This is a genomic window from Polyangium sp. 6x1, assembly GCF_029946515.1.
Lineage (GTDB): Bacteria > Myxococcota_A > Polyangia > Polyangiales > Polyangiaceae > Polyangium.
Map to the genome: position 1 here is coordinate 73386 of NZ_JARZHH010000048.1, position 19747 is coordinate 93132.

At 70.2% G+C, this 19747-nt stretch carries 16 protein-coding genes; 13 read left to right on the top strand and 3 right to left on the bottom strand.

Annotation, left to right across the window (positions count from 1 at the left end; all coding sequences use genetic code 11):
• Positions 1–259: 259 nt before the first annotated feature.
• Entirely contained in the window at positions 260–763 is a 504-nt protein-coding gene (locus QHF85_RS34345; protein WP_281331608.1) for an Hcp family type VI secretion system effector, read from the top strand.
• A 124-nt stretch (positions 764–887) separates the two neighbouring features.
• Complete coding sequence (locus QHF85_RS34350) at positions 888–1373, top strand: Hcp family type VI secretion system effector (protein ID WP_281331609.1); 486 nt, start codon at positions 888–890, stop codon at positions 1371–1373.
• Positions 1374–1376: 3 nt separating this feature from the next.
• On the opposite strand, the gene QHF85_RS34355 is transcribed toward QHF85_RS34350, so the two are convergent.
• Entirely contained in the window at positions 1377–2141 is a 765-nt protein-coding gene (locus QHF85_RS34355; protein WP_281331610.1) for a crotonase/enoyl-CoA hydratase family protein, read from the bottom strand.
• 74 nt (positions 2142–2215) lie between these two features.
• Here QHF85_RS34355 and QHF85_RS34360 point away from each other — a divergent pair, with 74 nt between their 5' ends.
• The 3 genes from QHF85_RS34360 to QHF85_RS34370 are packed head-to-tail and all read left to right on the top strand — an operon-like array spanning position 2216 to position 4993.
• A complete protein-coding gene (locus tag QHF85_RS34360; RefSeq protein ID WP_281331611.1) occupies positions 2216–3409 on the top strand; it encodes an acyl-CoA dehydrogenase family protein in 1194 nt (397 codons plus the stop codon).
• A 7-nt stretch (positions 3410–3416) separates the two neighbouring features.
• On the top strand, positions 3417–3746 hold the full coding sequence (locus QHF85_RS34365; RefSeq protein ID WP_281331612.1) for a hypothetical protein: 330 nt from the start codon (positions 3417–3419) through the stop codon (positions 3744–3746).
• A gap of 44 nt (positions 3747–3790) precedes the next feature.
• Positions 3791–4993, top strand: coding sequence for a hypothetical protein (locus tag QHF85_RS34370; protein ID WP_281331613.1), 1203 nt, complete (start codon positions 3791–3793; stop codon positions 4991–4993).
• 1 nt (position 4994) lies between these two features.
• On the opposite strand, the gene QHF85_RS34375 is transcribed toward QHF85_RS34370, so the two are convergent.
• Positions 4995–5576, bottom strand: a complete 582-nt coding sequence (locus tag QHF85_RS34375) for a hypothetical protein (RefSeq protein ID WP_281331614.1) — start codon at positions 5574–5576, stop codon at positions 4995–4997.
• Between the two features lie 117 nt (positions 5577–5693).
• Between QHF85_RS34375 and QHF85_RS34380 the strand changes: the two genes are divergently transcribed.
• The 5 genes from QHF85_RS34380 to QHF85_RS34400 are packed head-to-tail and all read left to right on the top strand — an operon-like array spanning position 5694 to position 16307.
• Positions 5694–6941 carry a serine/threonine-protein kinase gene (locus QHF85_RS34380; RefSeq protein ID WP_281331615.1) on the top strand — a complete coding sequence of 416 codons (1248 nt, stop codon included), beginning with the start codon at positions 5694–5696 and terminating at the stop codon, positions 6939–6941.
• A complete protein-coding gene (locus QHF85_RS34385; protein WP_281331616.1) occupies positions 6938–10075 on the top strand; it encodes a hypothetical protein in 3138 nt (1045 codons plus the stop codon). Before QHF85_RS34380 ends, QHF85_RS34385 begins: the two co-directional genes overlap by 4 nt.
• A complete protein-coding gene (locus QHF85_RS34390; protein ID WP_281331617.1) occupies positions 10072–12378 on the top strand; it encodes a cyclic nucleotide-binding domain-containing protein in 2307 nt (768 codons plus the stop codon). The genes QHF85_RS34385 and QHF85_RS34390 overlap by 4 nt, the downstream gene beginning before the upstream one ends.
• 17 nt (positions 12379–12395) lie before the next feature.
• Positions 12396–14705 carry an NAD(P)-binding domain-containing protein gene (locus QHF85_RS34395; protein WP_281331618.1) on the top strand — a complete coding sequence of 770 codons (2310 nt, stop codon included), beginning with the start codon at positions 12396–12398 and terminating at the stop codon, positions 14703–14705.
• Between the two features lie 57 nt (positions 14706–14762).
• A complete protein-coding gene (locus QHF85_RS34400; protein WP_281331619.1) occupies positions 14763–16307 on the top strand; it encodes a VWA domain-containing protein in 1545 nt (514 codons plus the stop codon).
• 324 nt (positions 16308–16631) lie between these two features.
• Here the strand turns inward: QHF85_RS34400 and QHF85_RS34405 are convergent, their stop codons facing one another.
• Entirely contained in the window at positions 16632–17399 is a 768-nt protein-coding gene (locus QHF85_RS34405) for a hypothetical protein (protein ID WP_281331620.1), read from the bottom strand.
• Positions 17400–17506: 107 nt separating this feature from the next.
• Here QHF85_RS34405 and mltG point away from each other — a divergent pair, with 107 nt between their 5' ends.
• The 3 genes from mltG to QHF85_RS34420 all read left to right on the top strand — a co-directional run.
• Entirely contained in the window at positions 17507–18760 is a 1254-nt protein-coding gene (mltG, locus tag QHF85_RS34410) for an endolytic transglycosylase MltG (RefSeq protein WP_281331621.1), read from the top strand.
• On the top strand, positions 18757–19395 hold the full coding sequence (locus QHF85_RS34415) for a hypothetical protein (protein ID WP_281331622.1): 639 nt from the start codon (positions 18757–18759) through the stop codon (positions 19393–19395). The genes mltG and QHF85_RS34415 overlap by 4 nt, the downstream gene beginning before the upstream one ends.
• A gap of 151 nt (positions 19396–19546) precedes the next feature.
• A partial coding sequence (locus QHF85_RS34420; protein ID WP_281331623.1) for a hypothetical protein occupies positions 19547–19747 on the top strand: 201 nt, incomplete at its 3' end.

Sequence of the window (19747 nt, forward strand, 5' to 3'; positions counted from 1 at the left end):
TCGTGCACGCGCGCCGGACGGGGGGTCCGGTGGGCAAAAAGAGGAGAGGCGGCGATCGAAGAAATGCTTGACGGGCGGGCAGAATCCCCGAACATACGAACCCACCACACGGTGCCCTTCTCGGTGCCCGTGGGGTCGCGGGTTCAGCATCGGCTGACCCGTGCACCATCGTTCCCGAGGGGTGAGACATCTGCCAGCGCGCAATGGGGCGTAGACTGAGTCCAGGTAGATTGCCGACGAAGGAACAGGTCAGGTCAACATGGCTCTCAATGCGTATCTCCGTCTGAAGGGGCAGAAGCAGGGCGAGATCAAGGGCTCCGTGACCCAGAAGGGTCGCGAGAACAGCATCATGGTCATCGCGGTCTCGCACGAGATCATGAGCCCCCGCGATCCGGCGAGCGGCCTGCCGACCGGCAAGCGCATGCACAAGCCCTTCATCGTGACGAAGGAGCTCGATAAGGCGTCGCCGCTGCTCTACAACGCGCTCGTCAACAACGAGAACGTTTCGGAGTGGGAGCTCAAGCACTACACGCCGCAGGTGAAGGCGCAGCAGGGCGTCGGCACCGAGGTGAACCACTACACGGTGCGCCTGATCAACGCGAACATCGCGTCGATCAACTTCCGCATGCCGAACAACCGGAACCCCGATCTCATGAAGTACGCCGAGTACGAGGAGATCGCGTTCACGTACCAGAAGATCATCTGGACGTGGACCGAGGGTGGCATCACGGCCGAGGACGACTGGGAGTCGCCCATCACGTGATGTTGGGCTGACGCCCAGCGAAATCAGCCGGGCGGCCAACGTGCCGCCCGGTTTTCGTTTGTCCGAAGGACGGGGGGAGAGTAAGCTCTTCCAAGATTTGGTGCCCAGGCTTGACGGATCCCCCATGGCCCTGAACGCGCACTTGAGAATCGTCGCGGAAAAACAGGGCGCCATCCTGGGCTCGGTGACGCAAAAAGGACGCGAAGGATCGATTCAGGTCATCGCGGCCATGCACGAAATCGTGAGCCCACGCGACCCGGCGAGCGGTCGTCCGACGGGCAAACGCGTGCACAAGCCGTTCGTCGTGACCAAGATCCTCGATCGGTCCTCGCCGCTGCTTTACAGCGTCCTCTGCCACAACGAGAACATCAAAAGCTTCGAGCTCCAGTTCTACACGCCGGACAAAACCGGCATCGAGAAGCAGCACTACACGGTGCGCCTCGAGAACGCGAACATCAGCTCGATCAACTTCCGGATGCCGAACACGCGCAGCAAGATCGCCTCGCAGCTGCCCGAGCGTGAAGAGATTTCGTTCACGTACCAGAAGATCGTCTGGACGTGGAACGAGGGCGGAATCTCGGCGGACGACGATTGGGAGACGCCGAGATGACGATCAGCCGACGGTGCCTCCGTGACGGCCCGCGCCCTCGGTGAAGCGGGAGGCGCCTTCGAGCGTCTCCGCGCTCAATGCGTCGAGGCCGTGGCGAAGCTCGTTGCGTAATGCCTCGCCGAGGGGGAGATCGAACTGTTCGTAGGCGCTCAGGCGGTCGCCGCGCATGCAGAGCTGCGGGAGCGCGGCGAGCTCGTGCGCGAGCTTCTCGGCAGCTTCCCGCGCGTGGCCCTTGGGGACGACGCGGTTCGCGAGCCCGATGCGCAGCGCCTCGTCGGCGTCGATCGGCCGGCCCGTGAGGATGAGGTCGAGCGCGCGGCTGAGCCCGATGAGGCGCGGCAAGCGGACCGTGCCGCCATCGATGAGCGGGACTCCGAAGCGACGGCAGAACACGCCGAGCACGGCGTCCTGCTCGACGATTCGCAAATCACACCAGAGCGCGAGCTCGAGCCCGCCGGCGACGGCATACCCCGCGACGGACGCGATGACCGGCTTCTGCAGGAGCATTCGCGTGGGGCCCATCGGCCCGTCGCCCTCGGCGTCGACGCGGTTCGGCGCGCCCGCGGCGATCGACTTGAGATCCGCGCCCGCGCAGAACGTGCCGTGATCGCCGTGCAGCACGCCGACGGACGCGTGCGGATCGCTGTCGAAGGCGCGGAAAGCGTCGGCGAGCGCCTCGGCGGTGGCGCGGTCGACGGCGTTGCGGCGCTCCGGCCGGTCGAGGATGACGGTGGTGACGGGGCCCGATCGTTCGACGCGTACGCTCATGCGGCATGGTATGAAGCGTGCGGCTGGCGCCGCAAGGCCGCGGGCGGGGCGCGAGACGAACGGAGAAGGCGAGCATGAATTTCGAATTGGACCCGGGGATCGCCGAGCTTCGGCAGAAGGTGCGGGCGTTCGTCGAGGAGCGCGTCGTCCCGCACGAAGCGAAGATCGTGGCCGAGGATCGCGAGGGCAAACGCGAGACCTTGTCGCGGCTGCAAGAAGAGGCGAAGGCCGAGGGCCTCTGGGTCCCGCATTTGCCGCCGGCGTATGGCGGGCGCGGGCTCGGCATCATGGGCATGTGCGTGCTCTTCCGCGAGATGGGGCGCTCGCCCGTGGGCGCGAAGGTGTTCAACTGCGACGCGCCGAACCAGGGGAACATGGATCTCCTGCTCGGCGTGGGCACCGAGGCGATGAAGGAGCGTTATCTGCGCCCGCTCGCGGACGGCGTGATCACGAGCGCGTTTTGCATGACGGAACCCGCGCCCGGCGCCGGCTCGGATCCCTCGAATCTGCGCACCCGCGCAACGCGCGACGGGCGCGACTGGGTGATCACGGGGCGCAAGTGGTATTCGACGGGCGGCAGGGACGCCTCGTTCCTCATCGTGATGGCGCGGACGAGCGACGATCCGAAAGGCGGGGCGACGATGTTCCTCGTGGATCGGAATGCCCCGGGCGTGGAGTACGTGCGCGACATCCCGACGATGTCCGAGCCGCTGCTCGATCACCGCGAAGGCGAGCTTGCGTTCCACGGCGTGCGCGTGAGCGACGACGCGGTGCTCAAAGGCGTGGGCGACGGCTTTCGGCTCGCGCAGCAGAGGCTCGTGCCGGCGCGCCTGACCCATTGCATGCGCTGGCTCGGCCTCGCCGATCGCACGCTGTCGATGTGCAAGGAGTACCTCGTGACGCGCGAGAGCTTCGGCAAGAAGCTCGCGCAGCACCAGCTCATCCAGAAGAAGATCGCGCACCACGCGCTCGGGATCCACGCGGGCAACCTGATGACGTTCCATTGCGCGTCGATGCTGGAGAAGGGGCTCGACAAGGAATCGCGGCCCTACTCGTCGATGGCGAAGCTCCACGTGGCGCGGCTGCTTTGCGACGTGCTCGACGACGCGATCCAGATGCACGGCGCGCTCGGATACAGCGAAGACGTGCCGTTCTCGACCTGGTACCGGTACGCGCGGAGCGCGCGGATCGCGGACGGGCCGGACGAGGTGCACGAGGTCGTGATCGCCCGCGATTTCTTCACGCGGGGCCTCGATCTCCTCGTGTAGGCAAGGCATGACCGGCAAGAAAAAGCCTCTTTCGCCCCGTGCGGCGCGCCGGGAAGCCGAGCGCGCCGCGGTCAAGCTCGCGCGGGATCGCGAACGCCTCGCCTCGCTCGAGCCCGGCGGCTCGCCCGAGCGTCCGATCGAGATCACGAGTGCCTCCGAGGTGGAAATCGCGGCGCGAGGGAAACCATGCGCGCGTTGCGGCGGCGAGGTGCGCGTCGACGAGCACCTCGCGGAGACGGTCGGGACGTCGCGGCTCCGCGTCGCGCGTGTCTTCTGCCCGGCTTGTGGCGCGCGGCGGTCGATTTACTTCCGCCTCGGCGCCGGTTTGCCCAATTGACGGAGCTCGGCCTGGCCTACACTCGACGGCTTGGAGGAGGGCTCATGAAAAGCCGATCATTCGCATCGCTCTTGCTGGGTCTCGCGCCGTTCGTCCTCGGCGCGTGCGGGGGAGGGGAGGCGGCGCCGGAGGGGCCGAGCGCCACGCCGAGCGCGGCTTGTGTCGCGCTCGGTTGCGGGGCCGATCAAAAGATCTGCGTCGAGGACGGGGCCGGCGCGCGTTGCGAGGGGTGTCCGAGCGCCGAGTACGCGGCGTCGTCGGGGACATGCGAAAAGCTCTCCGGGACGCCGTTTGTGCATAAATTCGACGAGTTCACCGTCGAGGCGGGACAGGAGATCAAAGGCCTCTGCCAGAGCATCACGCTGAACAACGAGACGGAGATCTGGGTCAACGCCGTCGAGCTCCAGCAAAACGAATCCTCGCACCATTCCAACTGGACGTTCGTCCCGTCGGACAAGTTCGACGGCCCCGACGGCGTCTGGAAATGCTCGGAGCGGGATTACGATCAGGTCTCGGCCGCGCTCGTGGGCGGCGTCATCTACGCGCAATCGACGCAGACCGAGCGCGAGGTGCAGAAATTCCCGGACGGCGTGGCGGTCCGCATCCCGCCGTATTCACGCATCATCGGCGACGTCCACCTGCTCAACACGGCCCAGGCGCCGGTCACGGGCGCGCTCACGCTCACGCTTTATGGCATCCCGAAGGAGGAGGTGAAACACAAGCTCACCCCGTTCCACCTCGACTACCACGGCCTCGCCATCCCGCCGCACGCGAAATCGCGCTTCTATGGGGAATGCGCGCTCGAAGGCCCGTTCGCGGCCTCGGGCAATACGTTCGACCAGAAAGTATATTACATTCTGCCGCATACCCACGCGATGGCGAAGCGGTTTTTCCTGGAGATCATGGGCGGCCCGCGCGACGGCGAGACGATCCTCGAGCTCTCGGCCTACAACGGCGAGGCGCACGGCCGGGTCTACGAGAAGCCGATCGACATGACGGGCGCGGAGGGCTACCGCTTCGGCTGCGAGTACGACAACCCCCGCGACGAGATGGTGAGCTGGGGCTTTGGCGACCAGGAAATGTGCGAGCTGCTCGGGTTTGCCGAAGGAGACGTGGCCTTCGAGTCCGTCGTCTCGTCGGCGGCGGAGGTCGGCGCGGACGGCGATCTCCGGCTGTTCTCGGCTCCGTGCGTGACCTACGCGTTCCCGTGGGACCACGACAAACCGGGCGGACCGCCTCCGCCCTGAGTCACTTCGCCGATTGCAACATCGTCCGGAACGCGTCGCGCGCGGCCTGCACGGTGTCGCTCGGGCCGGACATCTTGAAGAACCAGGTGCCTCGATCCGGCGTCTTCACGGCCGCGCCGACGAGCCGGAAGTTCTCCTTCACCATCTGCATCGCCGCGCGCTTCTTCGGGCCCACCTTCGGACCGAGCGCGATCTTGTAGGTGCCCGCGACCTCGACCGTCTCGACCTTGAGCGCGCCCACGTCGAAGCTCTCGCGTTTGGCCTCGGCCCCCACGTTCCCGTCGAACTGGTCGAACCACTCCTTGAACCGCTTCTCCGGATCGCCCGCGGCGCCCGTGCCGTAGAAGAAGACCTCGATGTCGGCCTCCTCCTTGTCGTCGCCGACCTTCGTCGTCTTGTAGGCCGCCTTTTTCGGCCCGCTTTTCGGCGCATCCTGCGCCGTCCAGGCCGCGGGCGTGGTCCATTCGAGCGGGGCGATGGTGGTCGCCTGTTGCCCCGCGGACGCGGGCGGGTCGGGCTCGGCGGGGCTCTTCGAGCAGGCGGCGAGCGAGAGGAGGAGGAGGGTAGCGTACCGGGAAACCATGATAGACGTCGAGGGGGGCGCCTGGCCCATGGCTACACCATCCCGGGGAGATGCGCACGTCCTGTAAGTCCTCCGGGGGGGTCATCCGTAGGTAGTCCGGCGGATCGGAGACGCGTGATGGAGCAGCTCGGTGATTACCTCGTCCGGCGCCTGGTCGGCGAGGGGGGGATGGGCAAGGTCTACGAGGGCGAGGAGCGCCTGTCGAAGCGGCGCGTGGCCCTCAAGGTCCTGCACCCCGAGCTCGCGAAGAGTGAGACGGGCCGCAAGCTCTTCGTGAACGAGATGCAGATCCTCGCGCACCTCGAGCACCCGAACGTGGTGCGGAGCCTGGCCAGCATCGAGGCGAACGGGCAGCTCGCGATGGTGCTCGAGTTCCTCGACGGCCGCACGCTGCGCACGATGCTCGGCGAGGAAGGGCGGCTCTCCTGGACCGAGGCGATCCGCATCGTGGCGGCCGTGGCCTCGGCGCTCTCCGCGGCGCACGGGCAGGAGCCGCCCATCATCCACCGCGATCTCAAGCCGGAGAACATCATGATCCTGACCGACGGCACGGTGAAGGTCATGGATTTCGGCATCGCCAAGATGCTCCAGGCGATGAACCAGACGAACACGCAGAGCGTCGGCACGCTGCAGTACATGAGCCCGGAGCAGATCGACGCGCGCACCATCGATCACCGCGCCGACCTCTACGCGCTCGGGCTCGTGTTCTACGAGCTGCTCGCGGGCAAACCGCCGTTCTCCTCGGCCTCGCCGCGGCAGCTCCTGAACCTCCAGTGCACGGCCGAGCCGCCGCCGCTCGAAACGGAGGTGCGGAGCGGCCTGCCGAAGGGCGTCGAGCAGCTCCTGTTCCAGCTCCTCGAAAAAGCGCCGGAGGATCGGCCCTACTTCGCGCAGGACGTGGTGGAGAGGCTCGAACCGTTCCAGGTCGCGGCGCCTGCGCCCGCGCGCACGAGCCCGGGCCGTTTGAGCTCCCACGGTGCGACCACGCCGCACCAAAAATCCCCCACACCCCGCACGATCCCCGAGGCGCCCGAGCCCTCCGACGAGGCCAGACCCGCGACGCGATCGAGTGATCCGCGATCGGATCGGCATGCCGACGAGGCGAAGGCCACGCGGCGCGAGAACGCGGGCGCCGGCGCGCGCAAGGACACGATCGCGCTCGTCGATCAGGTGGATCAAGGGCGCGAGGTGCCGATGAAGGTCGCGGTCGGGATCATCGTGGGGCTGTCCTTGCTCGCGGGCCTCGGCGCGTACCTCGTGCGATCGACGCAATCGGCCGAAGATTCGTCCTCCGCGGGCGCGCCCACGGCGACCGCGACGGCGACGACGAAGAGCACGGCGACGGGGAAGGTGCGGGGGCGATGATGAAACGCGCGCGCCCCGAGGCGAGCGGGATCGCGGCCGGCGCGCCGTTGCCGCCGCTCGGGCGCGCGTCGCGCTTCGCCTGCGAGGGCGGGCGCGAGCTGTTCCGTCTCCCCGGATCGGACGAGCCCGCGGCGCGGCGATTGCTCGGGTTTGGAGAGGCCTCGATCGGCGGGTTCACGCTCGGCGGCGTGGACGACGAGGGCGTGTGGATCGTGCGCCGCAAGCTCGGGACGAGCCTCGCGGAGCTCATGCGCGAGCGGAAGGGGCCGTGGCCGTGGCGCGAGGCGCTCGGGATCACGCTCGCCGTCGCCGAGGGGCTCGCGGCGTGTGAGAAGGCGAGCCTCTTTCCGGGGCCGCTCTCGCTCGAAGGCGTGTACGTGGACGAAGAGGGCGCCGTGGTGGTCGCGGCGTCGCGGCTCGTGGGCGCGATCCTGGGCGCGCCGGAGGGCGGATCGCGCGGCGGGACGGCGGAGATCTCGCCGCGCTGGACGCCGCCCGAGCAGGCCGCGGGGGCCGTGTGGGACAGCGCCGCGAATCGGTACGTGCTCGGACTCTTGCTGTACCGGTTGCTCGCGGGAGAACACCCGTTCGCCGGGGCGGGCCTGCGGCACGCGCTCGACGAGGCCGCGCAACGCGAGGCGCCTCCGTTCGTGGACGCCGTGGCGCGCGCGCTGCCGACGGGCTTGCAGAGCCTCTCCTTGCGGCTCCTCGAGCCCGATCCGGCGCGGCGACCGGATCGCGCCGTGACCATCACACAGGAGCTCGGTCGGTTTCTTCGCGGTGAGAGCGCCTCCGCCGCGGCCGCGCGACCCACGCGCGACCGCAAGCCCGCAGAGACCCGCGCGCGGAAGACGGAAGAACCTGCGGCTGACTCCGCCGAACGACCCGCGCCGGCGCGACGTGCCGCGGAAAAACCGAGCCCCGCGAAGAGCGCCTGGATCTCCGCGGGTTTGCCCATCGGCGCGGGCCTCGTCGTCGCGGCGCTCGCGTTCTCGCGCCTCGCGCCTGCGCCTGCGGAGGCGCCCAAGCAGGACATCACGCCCCTCACGCCGATCTCCGCCGTCGGCACCACGAGCGAGGCCTGCGCCTCGTGCCATCCGCGCCAGGCGGCGGAGTGGCGCCGCTCGGTGATGGCGCACTCGGTGAAGAGCCCGCTCTTCAATGGCCTCGAGAGCCTCATCGAGGAGCAGGTTGGGCGCGACGAGGATTGCCCGAACGGCGCCGGGATCCTCCGCCGTGTCAATGCCTCGACCGCTTGCCGCAATCGCCAGAGTGGTTTGCCCGTGACCGGCTCGGGCGGCGAGCACTGGTGCGTCAATTGCCACAGCCCCGCCGAGAAGATCGAGCGACCGTTGCCGGCGTGGGACGGCCGCGCTGGCGGCGATCCCGGGACGCGCAAGCCCGTCCGCGACCTGCTCGGCGCGCAGGGCATCGAGGGCATTTCCTGCGTCTTCTGCCACACCGTGCACGGCCCCGTGGGCGGGCGCGGCGGCGCGCGCGGCGGCTACGAGGGAAACCCCACCTGGACCTCGTTCGTCACGGGCGCGGTTTTTCCGGCCAGACCCGAGGACAACCGCGGTCTGTTCGGCATCGCGAACAGCGGCTACGATCTGCGGAACGAGGAGCTCTTCCTGGAGAGCGGGCGCGCGCCGCGTCCGATTGCCTCCGCGCCGTCCGGATCACCCGACAGCGTCGATCCGCTCGTCCACCGCCGCCCGAGCGAGCGCGCGAACGCCTACCTCCGCACGAGCGAGTTCTGCGGGAGCTGCCACGACGTGCGCCTCTTCGGGTCCGACGTCCTCGGCGTGCAGAAGGGCGAGCATTTCAAGCGTCTGCGCAACGCCTACTCCGAGTGGGCCGCCTGGGCCCGCGACGAGGAGCGGCGCGGGAAAACCCCCGCGACTTGCCAGGATTGCCACATGAGCACGTATCCCGGCGTGTGTGAGGCTAATGATGATGGGGGGCCCGCGCAGCCGGGGCTGCGCTCTGCCCCCCAAACCCCCCGCCCGCCCGCGAGCGGCGAGAGCGAGCCCGAATGCCCGCCCGGCTCCCATTTCGTCGCGCGCGCGCCCGGCGTGTTCCCAACGGGGCGCTCGGCCGACAATTCGCCCAAGGCCACGAACGTCAGCACGCATTACTTCTCCGGCGTCGATCTCCCGCTTTCCGACGAGTTCCCCAATTCGCTCGTCGACGAGACGACGATCGACGTGCACGGCATCCCGCTCGGCGCGCGCCGCCGCCGCGATCTGCTCCTGCGCCACACGTTCCGCTTCGAGATCGACGGCGCCCGCCGCGGCGGCGCGGGGATCGAGATCCCCATCGTCGTGGAGAACGTGGGCGCCGGGCACCGCGTCCCCGCCGGATTCAGCCAGGAGCGCGAGTTCTGGGTGCACCTCGTCGTGCGGGATCGCGACGGCGGCGTGGTCTACGAGGTCGGCCGCGTGGGCCGACCCGACGAGGATCTGCACGACAAAACGTTCGTCCGCGTGAACACGAACCCGTCGTCGCTCGACGAGCGCGGCCGCCCGATCGGCCTCTTCGGCGCCGACGTACGCGACGGCCCCGACGTCCCGCGCTGGTCTCCTCCGCCCGAGCGCGGCGGTACCTCGTTCCGCGGCAAGGGCCTCGTCAACTTCCAGAACGGCTTTTTGCGCTGCGTCCGCTGCATCGGCGTGATCGGCCCCGACGGTCGCTGCGAGCCCGGCCCGGGGCAAGGGTTTTTCCGGGCCGATCGCTTCGACGACGGCGATTACGACATCGACACGGGCGAGTGCCGCTCGAATCTCTCCCTCGATCACGCGCTCTTCGAGACGTACTTCCCCGTCGGCGCGCTCGACGCGTCGCGCGGGCAGGTGCGCGGCCCCGACGCGATCGTCGACACGCGGTCGCTCCCGCCGAACGTGCCGATCCGGTTCACGTACGACCTCGACGCCGGCGCGCGCCGCGGCCCGTTCCGCGTCGAGGCGCGCTTGCTCTTCCGCGCCTTCCCGCCCTTCTTGATCCGGGCCTTCGCGGCGTACGAGCGCGAGCAGTCGCGGCGCGGCCTGCGCCCGAACGGGCCGAACGTGACCGAGGACATGCTGCGCCGGCTGGAGATCGTCGAGCTCGCGCGCGTCGACGTGGAGGTGCCGTGACGTCGGGTTCGCCCGCGGCCTCGGGCGAGCGCGCGGCTTGGCCTCCGGCGGTGTGGGAGGCGCCGGTGTTTCGTGGCCTCGACGCGCGCGCGCGCCGCGAGATCGAGGACGCGGGGCGCATGCTCTCGGTGGCCGAGGGCGAGGTCGTCTACCGCGCGGGCGACGCAGCGGGCGCGTTTTTCGTGGTCGCCGAAGGCCTCGTCGCGCTCTCGGCCGTGCGTCGCGGCGAGGATCGGGAGAGCGAGCTGCGCGCGGCGGGCAAGGGCGCGTCGTTCGGCGAGGAGGCGACGGCGTTCGGGGCGCGCAGCGCGACGGCCACCGCGCGCGTGTCTTCACGGCTCTGCGAGGTGCCCGCGCACGTCTTTCAGCGCGCGGCGGCGCGCAGCGGCAAGGCCGAGGTCGCCGAGCGGCTCGAGCGCATCCTGCGCCGGGCCGCCACGCGCGATCTGCTCCACACGATGGCCTTCGCACGCGCCCTCGATCCCGAGGACGTCGACGTCCTGCTCGACGCGGCCCGCTACCAGCGCTTCGAGCGCGGGCAGCCCGTCTATCGCGAAGGAGACCCGTCCACGGATCTGTTCCTCGTGGCGGACGGGATGATCCAGATCCAGACCGACGACGGCGAGCGCCTGCGCGTGCGCGCCTATCTCGGTCGCGGCGATTTCTTCGGCGACGCGGAGATCGAGGCCGGCGCGCCGCGCCTCTCCGGCGCCGTCGCGAGCGGCCCGTCGCTGCTCATCGCCGTCGACGCGCGCACGTTCCGCGGCATCCTCGTGCGTCATCCGGACCTCTTCGGCGCGCTCCGCCGCATCGCGCTCGATCAGCAGGCGTCGCAGAAATCCGTGATCGGCCGCGCCGCGGAGAACGCCACGCAGCACGCGTTTCGTGATCTCTACCGGCTCAAGGTCGCGCGCTCGCTGCTCGTCATCGACCTCGAGACGTGCGTGCGTTGCGGGCATTGCGCGTGGGGATGCGCGGAGCTCCACGGCGAGGCGCGGATCGTGCGGCGCGGCGACAAGATGGTGGCGCGCGTCGAGGCGCGCTCGGAGGCGCCGCGCAGCCTGCTCCTGCCGAACTCGTGCCAGCACTGCGCGAACCCGAGCTGCATGATCGACTGCCCCACGGGCGCGATCGGGCGCGAGCCGGACGGCGAGGTCTTCATCCGCGAGGCGCTCTGCACGGGCTGCGGCGCGTGTGCCAAGGCCTGTCCCTGGGACAACATCCAGATGGCCGTCCGCCCTGCCGATTCACCACGCCCGGCGGGCGGCGCCTACCCCGACGTCGCGGTGAAATGCGATCTCTGCCGCGGCTACGAGGGCCCTGCTTGCGTGCAGGTTTGTCCCACCGGATCGATCTTCCGCATGAACCCGAGCGAGGAGCTCACCGACGTGCGCGACCTCGTCCTCGGCGGATCCACGGCCCGCACCGAGGTGCAGAAGCGAGGCGCGAGCGCGACCGGCCTCGTCGCGGGCGGCGCGATCGCGGGCGCGGCGATCGGCGTCGTCGGCGCGGTCATGCAGGCGCGAGGGCTCTGGCGCGCGGACGCGGGTCTCGGCGGCGCGGCGGGCATCCTCGCGGCCGTGGGGTTCGTCCTGCTCGTCCTCTACGCCGTGCCGAAGCGCCTCGTGCGCCTGTGGATGCACAAGCGCGCGGGCGAGGAGAACGCCGAGCCACGCACGCCCGTCGCTTCCCGGGTTCGCCCGCAGCTCGCGGTTCACCTCGCGCTCGGGCTCGTCACGACGGGCCTCGTCTTCGCGCACGCGCCGATGGATCCGATCGCCCCGTCCACGGCGGGCGGCGCGCTCCGGCTCGTCTTCCTCGTGAGCGCGCTCGTGGGAGGCCTTTCGGCGCTCGCGTACGCCGTCTTGCCGCGCCGCATGGCCCGCATCGAGCGCTCCGCCGCGCTGCCCGAAGACTTCGCCGCCGCGCGCAGGGAGCTCGTCGACAGGCTCTATCGCGAGGTGAGCGGCAAGAGCGATCTCGTGAAGAAGATTTTCGACAAGATCCTCGTGCCGTTCGCGATGAGCTCCGCGGGACCGCTTCTCTTGCTCGCGTCGGGCAGGACGCTGCGTCAGGAGGAAGAGGTCTTGCGAGCGCGGATCGAGCGGGTCCTCGAGGGGCGCGGCAAGGAGCGGCTCGCGGGGCTCGACGGGCTCGTGCGGATCGTCGTGGAGCTGCGCGCGCTGCCGGCGCAGAGGCTCCTCCTGCGGCTGCTCCGCGTGGGGCTCCCGCTCCACATCCTGACCTTCGGCATGGCGATGGCGCTGCTCGTGGTGCACGTGGCGGCGGTGATGAAGCGGTGAGGGGAGGCGATCGTTCCATGGCAGACCGCGATCGTCGGGACGAACCCTCCGCGGGCAAACCTCCCGTCAACGCTCGGGGGCGTAGCTCGGACGAGCCGAGCCACGCCCCCGAACCCCCTGCCGCGCTGCCCACGCTCTACGCATCGCCGCTCGGAGACGCCCGCGATCGTGCCGCCGTCCCGCGCGAGCTCGCCCGCGGCCGCGCCGCCAAGCGGGCCGAAAAGACCTCCGACGTCACCCGCTTCCGCGGCGTCCTCACGGCCACGGTCGTCGCTGCCGTCGCTGCGGGCCTCTCCGCGTTCGTCTTCCCGCCCCCCGGCGGCCACGCCTCACCCGGCCCGCTCTCGCGCCCGCATGCGCGCGCCGCGAGCGTCACCTGCGCGAGCTGCCACGGCGCCGCGGGGGCCGAAAAACGCCCTGACGAAGCCTGCGCCTCGTGCCACGGCGCCCACGCGCCGCGCCGCCGCCCGCACGAGCGCCTCTTCAAATCCGGCGCCCTCCGCTGCTCGACCTGCCATCCCATCCACCACGCCGATCAGGGCGTCGCGTTCGTCCCCGGCGAGCCGCCGATCCGCTTCGCCCCGGGCGTCGAGCGCGTCCTCGACGACGCGCCGCCCGCGCACCTCGAAGCCACGGTCCCGATCGTCACCGCCGCGAGCTGCAAGGGATGCCACGACCCGCGCTCCCCGCGGGATCCCATCTCCCGTTGCTTCGCCCCCGGCACGGAAAAACTCGGCCCCGACAAACCGTCCCTCTGCTTCGACGAACATCAGACGGCCTTGCCGCCGGACACGCCCGTTCGCCCCGGCGCGCAGGCCCGCGGCCGCGTCTGCGCCGCGCAGCACGGCGAGGATCGCCCCGTCGCCTGGGATGCCGCCCGCGACGTCGCCCTCGCGGTCCCCAAGCTCGATCGCCCCGCGACGAGCGTGCTCTCGTGGCTCTGGCTCGGCACCGGTACGCTCGCCTTTGCGCTCACGCTCGGCCTCGTCCGCGGCGCGGGCGCCCTCCGCGCGCGCCGCCGCAAGGTCCAGGACAAACCCCAGGCTCCGGAGGCGATGCTCAAGCCGCAGACCCGCGTCCGCCTCCCGCAGATCGACACCCAGACCTGCCTCGGCTGTTACGCCTGCGTCGACGCTTGCCCCTACGACGTGCTCGAAGTCCAGAAGTACGTCGCCGTCGTCGTGCGCCCCGAGGCCTGCTGCGGCCTCACGCTCTGCGAGCAACGTTGCCCGAACGGCTCGCTCCGCATCACGGACGGCGACACCATCGGCGATCGTCCGCGCATCGACGACGCCCTCCAGAGCGAGGACACGCCCGGCCTCTTCCTCGCCGGCGACGTGACGGGCTTGCCGCTCATCAAGAACGCGATCCTCCAGGGCGCGCATGCCGTCGAAAAGATCGCCGCAAGCCTCGCCGCCGAGGGCGCGTGGGCGGGCGGGGGCGAACGCCCGAAGGACCTCGTCATCGTGGGCGCGGGCCCGGCGGGCATCAGCGCCGCCCTCCGCGCGAAGGAGCTCGGCCTCTCGTTCGAGGTCATCGAGCAAGGCTCGGTCGCCCAGAGCATCCGCAGCTTCCCCCGCGGCAAGCTCGTCTTCGATCAGCCCCTCGACCTGCCCCTCACGGGCAAACTCTGGCTGAAGGAGTCCACCAAGGAAGAGCTCCTCTCGCACTGGATGCGCATCATCCGCAAGGAAGAGCTGCCCATCCGGCAGGACACGCGCATGACGGCCGTCTCGCGCGAGGAAGGCGGCAAGCTCTTCCGCGTCGGCACCGAGCCGCGCGAAGGGGGGCCGCCGCGCGACGTCCTCGCCCGCCGCGTCCTCCTCGCCATCGGCCAGCGCGGCACGCCCCGCAGGCTCCCCATCGAGCTCACGCCCGACGTCGAGGCCCGCGTGCATTACCACCTCGCCGACGCCCGAAGCTTTGAGGGCAAACGGGTCCTCGTCGTCGGCCTCGGCGACGTGGCCATGGAGATCGCCGTCGCCCTCGCCCGGCAGCCCGGCACCACGGTCACCGTCGTCCACCGCGGCCCGACCTTCACGCGCGGCAAGTCGCGCAACATCGACGAGGTCAAGCGCATGCACGCCGCCGGCCGCCTGAGCCTGCGCTTCGAGACCGAGATCGCCACCCTCGACCTCAACACCGCCACCCTCCGCGCCCGCGGCCGCGACGAGCGCGTCCCTTACGACGCCGTCTTCGTCCTCATCGGATCCATCCCCCCCTGGGACACCTTGAAGGCCTGCGGGGTCCGCGTGGCTGCAGAAGCGGACCTCGGCCCAGATCGTTCTCCCTCGATCTTCGTCCAAGGACCCACCGGCGCACCGTAAGCTCGTGCTCGCGAGCCCCGTTCTTGCAGCGCCGATGCCCGATCCCCGGAGAGAGCCATGAAATCGTCCCGCGTTGCTGTCCTCGCCTTCGCCGGCATGCTGCTCACGAGCCTTTCCGTCTACTCGTTCACCCCCCCCGGCGGCCTGCCGTCCTCGCCCGAGCCCACCATCGGCGCCGAGGTGACCGAAGAATCCAACACGACCGAAAAGACGACCGACGGGACGAACCAGGTCGAGCTCGCCCACTTCACCGCAGGATCGACCGTGATGATCGACGGGCGCATGGGTCACCCGAAGATCCTCAAGAACCAGCGCGGCGAGACGTTCCTGATGCTCGAAGCCCGCGCGAACGGAGGCGATCGCGGGCAAGCCACGCCGCAGGTGAACCTCTCCATCGTCATCGACCGCTCCGGCTCGATGAAGGGCACCCGCCTCCGCAATGCGATCAACGCCGCGATCGGCGCCGTCGAGCGCCTCCACGACGGCGACATGGTCTCGGTCGTCACGTTCGACACGCGCACCGAAGTCGTCGTCCCGGCCGTCGTCATCGGCCCCTCGACGCGCGGCTCGGTCGTCTCGTCGATCTCCGGCATCACGCTCGGCGGCGACACCTGCATCTCCTGCGGCATCGAGACCGCGATGTCCGAGATGAGCCGCTCGAGCGACGGCCGCATCAGCCGCATGATCGTCCTCAGCGACGGCGACGCAAACCACGGCCTGAAGGACGTCCCCGGCTTCCGCAGCCTCGCGCAGCGCGCCCGCGACCGCGCCATCGGCATCTCGACCGTCGGCGTGGACGTCGATTACAACGAAAAAATCCTCTCGGCGATCGCCGTCGAATCGAACGGCCGTCATTACTTCGTGGAAAACGACGCCGCGCTCGCCCGCGTCTTCGAGGGCGAGGCCGAGGCCCTCACGCAGGCCGTCGCGAGCGGCGCCGAGATCGACATCGATCTCGCCCCCGGCGTGGAGCTCGACCGCGTCTTCGATCGCTCCTTCCGGCGCAGCGGCAATCGCATCACCGTCCCCCTCGGCACCTTCAGCAGCGGCGACGTGAAGACCGTGCTCGTGAAGCTGCGCGTCCCCGCAGGGTTGAATGGCGAGCTCGCCGTCGCGAGCGTCGACATGCACTACAAGGATCTCGTCAAGAACGAGGACGGCCGCTGCAGCGGCAAGCTCGGCGTCGAGGTCGTCGATACAAACGCGAGTGATCTCGACGCCGTCGTCGCCGGCCGCGTGAACCGCAGCGAGACCGCCTCCGCACTCGAAGAGGCCAACCGCCTGTTCGAGCAAGGCAAGGTCGCCGAGGCGCGAAGGCGCATCGAGAGCCGCGAACAAGACCTGCGCGACTCAGCCGCGAAGGCCAAGACGAGCGCCCCCGCAGCCCGCGCCGCCGACGTCGCCTCGGATTTCGACCGGCAACTCGCCGTCGTGCAGCAAGCGCAATCAGGCTTCGCCGCGCCGCCCCCCGTCGCCGCCGCCGCCCCGGAGCCCGCCGCGGGCCCATTCGCCACGCCTCCGCCCGCGGCCCCCACGGAGTCGCGCCAGGGCCGCAAGGCCGTCCGCTCCAACCAGGAAGCGGCGACCAACATGGGCTTCTAGGCGCCTCGCTGGGGCGTTGCCCCAGGCCCCAGCAGGGGCTGTCCGCCCCTGCACCCGGACCAGCGCCCGCGCTGGACTGAGGGTCGATAAACTGCGCGATGCGCAGTTCATCGAACAGCCGGGTCAAGACCGCGAGCGACCCTGCCAACTGAGACAGCCGCGCTGACAGCTCAACTGGCGACGCGGTCCCACCGGCCTGTGGGACGAACTGCGCATCGCGCAGTTCGTCCCCAAAGGGTCCAGGGCTGGCCCTGGTTCGGGTCGAGGGGCGAACAGCCCCCGCGGGGCCCGGGGCAGCGCCCCGGCGAGACGCCTCCTCGATGCTCAGCCGTCCGCGTCTGTCTCCGCCCTCGTCGCTGCCAGCTCGAACTCGTTCGTCTCGCCGGGCTGACGCTGCGAGGGCCGCAGCCGCCCCGCCAGATCCTCCAGGTCTGCCAGCGCGAACGTCGACGACAGGACCGCCGCCCCGCGGCTGAATGCGCGATCGTTCGCTTCCATCGCCGCTCGCTTCTGCCGCAGCGTCGCCTCCGCCTCGCGTGCTTCCCTCGCCACCGCTGCGAGCGCTTTTTCCAGCGGCGGCAGCTCGAGATCGAGCTCCTCGGCGAACGCCTCCCGATCGAGCGACAGGCCCCGCCGCCGCGGCGCCGGCAGCCGCACCGACTCGTCGCGCAGCGCATCGAGCACCGAACGGCCGATCGTCGCGAGCACGGATGGGTCTGTCGGCACCGCTTCGAGCAGGTGCAGCCGCGGCAGACCCGCCATCCCGCATGTCGTCTCCACGGCCGCGCGCAGATCCACCAGGATTCGGCGCACCTTCTCGACGGCCTCGTCTCGCGCCTTGCGGGGGGCTGCGTCGTCGGCGAGCTCCCGCTCGTGGGCCGCGTCGGCGCGCACGAGTGCCTCGTTCTCCGTCGCGATGAGCCTGCCGATGAGGCGCAGGAAGAGCCCCACGTTTGGCATCTCCTCGTCGGGCCGGAGGTGCGGCGAGAGCAGCTCGGCGACACGCCCCGCCACCTCGTTTGCGTGCGTGTGTGCGGCTGCGGTCACGGCGCGCGCGGACTTCTGCCGATCGGTGACGGCCTTCGATGCCATGCGGGGAAAGGACCTCCTCGACGGCGGCATCATCACCCTCGGAGCCGCCCCGTGGCAACGTTCGGCTTGACGCCCTTCGGCGTTTGGTGCTTTGCACGGGTCCTGCCGTGCCCACGAGAGTTCCGTCTTCCCCCGGGCGTCGCCGCCGCCGTGCGTCGCCCCAAGCGCCCTCCGAGGCCGGCGCGCTCCCCTCGTCGTCGCCGCCGCCGCCGTCGCCCAGAAAGCCCCGCGCGCGCGTCTCGCGCCTCTCGCGCCGCTCCCGGGCGGCCCTCTTCGCGCTCGCGGGCGCCGTGGGCGCCGTGGGCCTCTCCGTGCTCGCGCTCGTCCTCGGCTACGGGCACCTGCACGCCCCGGATGCTGGTGCCACGGTCGAGGTCGACTGGCCGGCCGGCCTCGACAGTGATCAGGCCGCGGCTCTGCTCGCCCGGCATGGCCTTGTCCGCAGCGAGGGCGCGATGGCCATGTTCCTGCGCACGACCGGCGGCACGGGCGCGTTCGTCCCCGGCCCGCACCTGCTCGCGCAGGGCCTCGATCCTTGGGATCTGCGCCACCTCCTCGAACGATCGCCGAAGCGCCCTGCCACGCGCGTCACCATCCCCGAGGGGTTTCACCGGTTCGACATCGCCACCCGCCTCGAAAAACTTCGGGTCGCGGGCAAGAACGCTTTCCTCCGCGCGAGCGCCGATCCGCTCCTGCTCGACGAGCTCGGCATCGAGCGCAAGGGCGCGCTCGGGATCGAGAGCGCCGAGGGATACCTGTTTCCGGCGACGTATGATTTCCCGCTCGACACCGATCCCAAGGAGATCGTCCGTCGCCTCGTCACGGAGGCCGATCGACGCTGGGCCGCGCTCGCGGTGCAGCACGCCGCGGGCTTCGCGTCGCTCCGCAATACGCTCGGGTATGGCCGCCGCGAGATCTTGATCCTCGCCTCGATCGTCGAGAAAGAGGCCGTCCAGGCCGACGAGCGCCCGCTCATCGCGAGCGTCTTTTTGAACCGGCTGCTCGATCCCACGTTCAGGCCGAGGCGCCTGCAATCCGATCCCACGGCGGCTTACGCTTGTTTTTCTGAGCCCGACATCGTCCCGGCCTGCGCCGGGTTCACGGGCAAGATCACCCCGGCCATCAACCGGGATTCGAAGAATCGATATAGCACGTACGTGAACGACGGATTGCCGCCCGGTCCCATCGCGAACCCCGGCGCTCCGTCCATCGAGGCCGTGCTCGCGCCCGCGGCGACGAAATACCTCTATTTCGTGGCCAAGGGCGGCGGCCGACACACCTTCAGCGAGGCGCTCGACCAGCACAACGAGGCTGTCCGCAAGCTGCGCCAGACCTCGCCGAGCACCGAGAGACCCGAATGAACCCCCCCGATCGAAAGCGCCAAACGTTCGTCTCGAAAAACACCCTGCGGCTCGCTTGTCTCGTGGCCGCGCCGATCCTCGTGGCCTGCTCGGGCGCCACCGCCCCCGACGGCTCGGCGCCCGCGCCGACGACCACGACCGCCGCCGCGCCCGCGTCCGCCGCCGCGCCCCCGCCTTCCGCGTCTGCCGTCGCGCCCTCCGCGTCGGCCGTCGCGCCGGAGCCTGCTGCGTCTGCGTCCGCCGCTGCCTCCGCCTCCGCGGCGGCCCCGGAAGCGCCGCCGCCCGAGGCAACACCGCTCCCGGCCGTCAAGGTCAAGAACATCGGAATGCACATCGGCGGCGGACCGAACGACGACGCCAACAAGGCGCCGTTCAATCGCTCGGTCGAGCCCCATTTCGACGAGCTCCGCCGCTGCTTCGCCAAGGTCGACGATTTGAAGAAGGGCGGCGATTTCGGCGTCGACCTCCTCGTCGACGGCAAGGGCGGCAAGGCCCAGGTCTCCCACCCTCGCACGGCGCTCAAGGGCGAAGGATTCGTGCCTTGTGTCGTCGGCGTTTTCGAAGCCATCGAATTTTTGAAGCCAAAAGGCGGTAAAAAGACGATGGTTAGTTACTCCATTCGCTTCACGCCCTGACGGCGCGGCCGCGCCAGCCTTGTCGATCCTCGCCGTCGGGGCATACTCACCCCGCTTCGATCCACCCTTCTTCTGCGAGGTCATCGACATGCGCTTGCTTTCTCGATTTGCGGCTCTCCGTTCGGCTCTCCTTTTTTCGGGCCTCGTCTCTTTGACCGCTCTCGGCCCGATCGCCTGCGCGACGAGTAGCGACACACCTGGCACCGGAGGGGAGGGGGGCGAGGGCGCGCAGGGCGGCTCGGGCGGCGCGGGCGGTACGATCGCCGGATCGGGCGGGGACGGCGGCGCGGGCGGCTCGGGCGGCGCGGGCGGCATGATACCCGGCTCCGGCGGCGCGGGCGGCGCGGGCGGC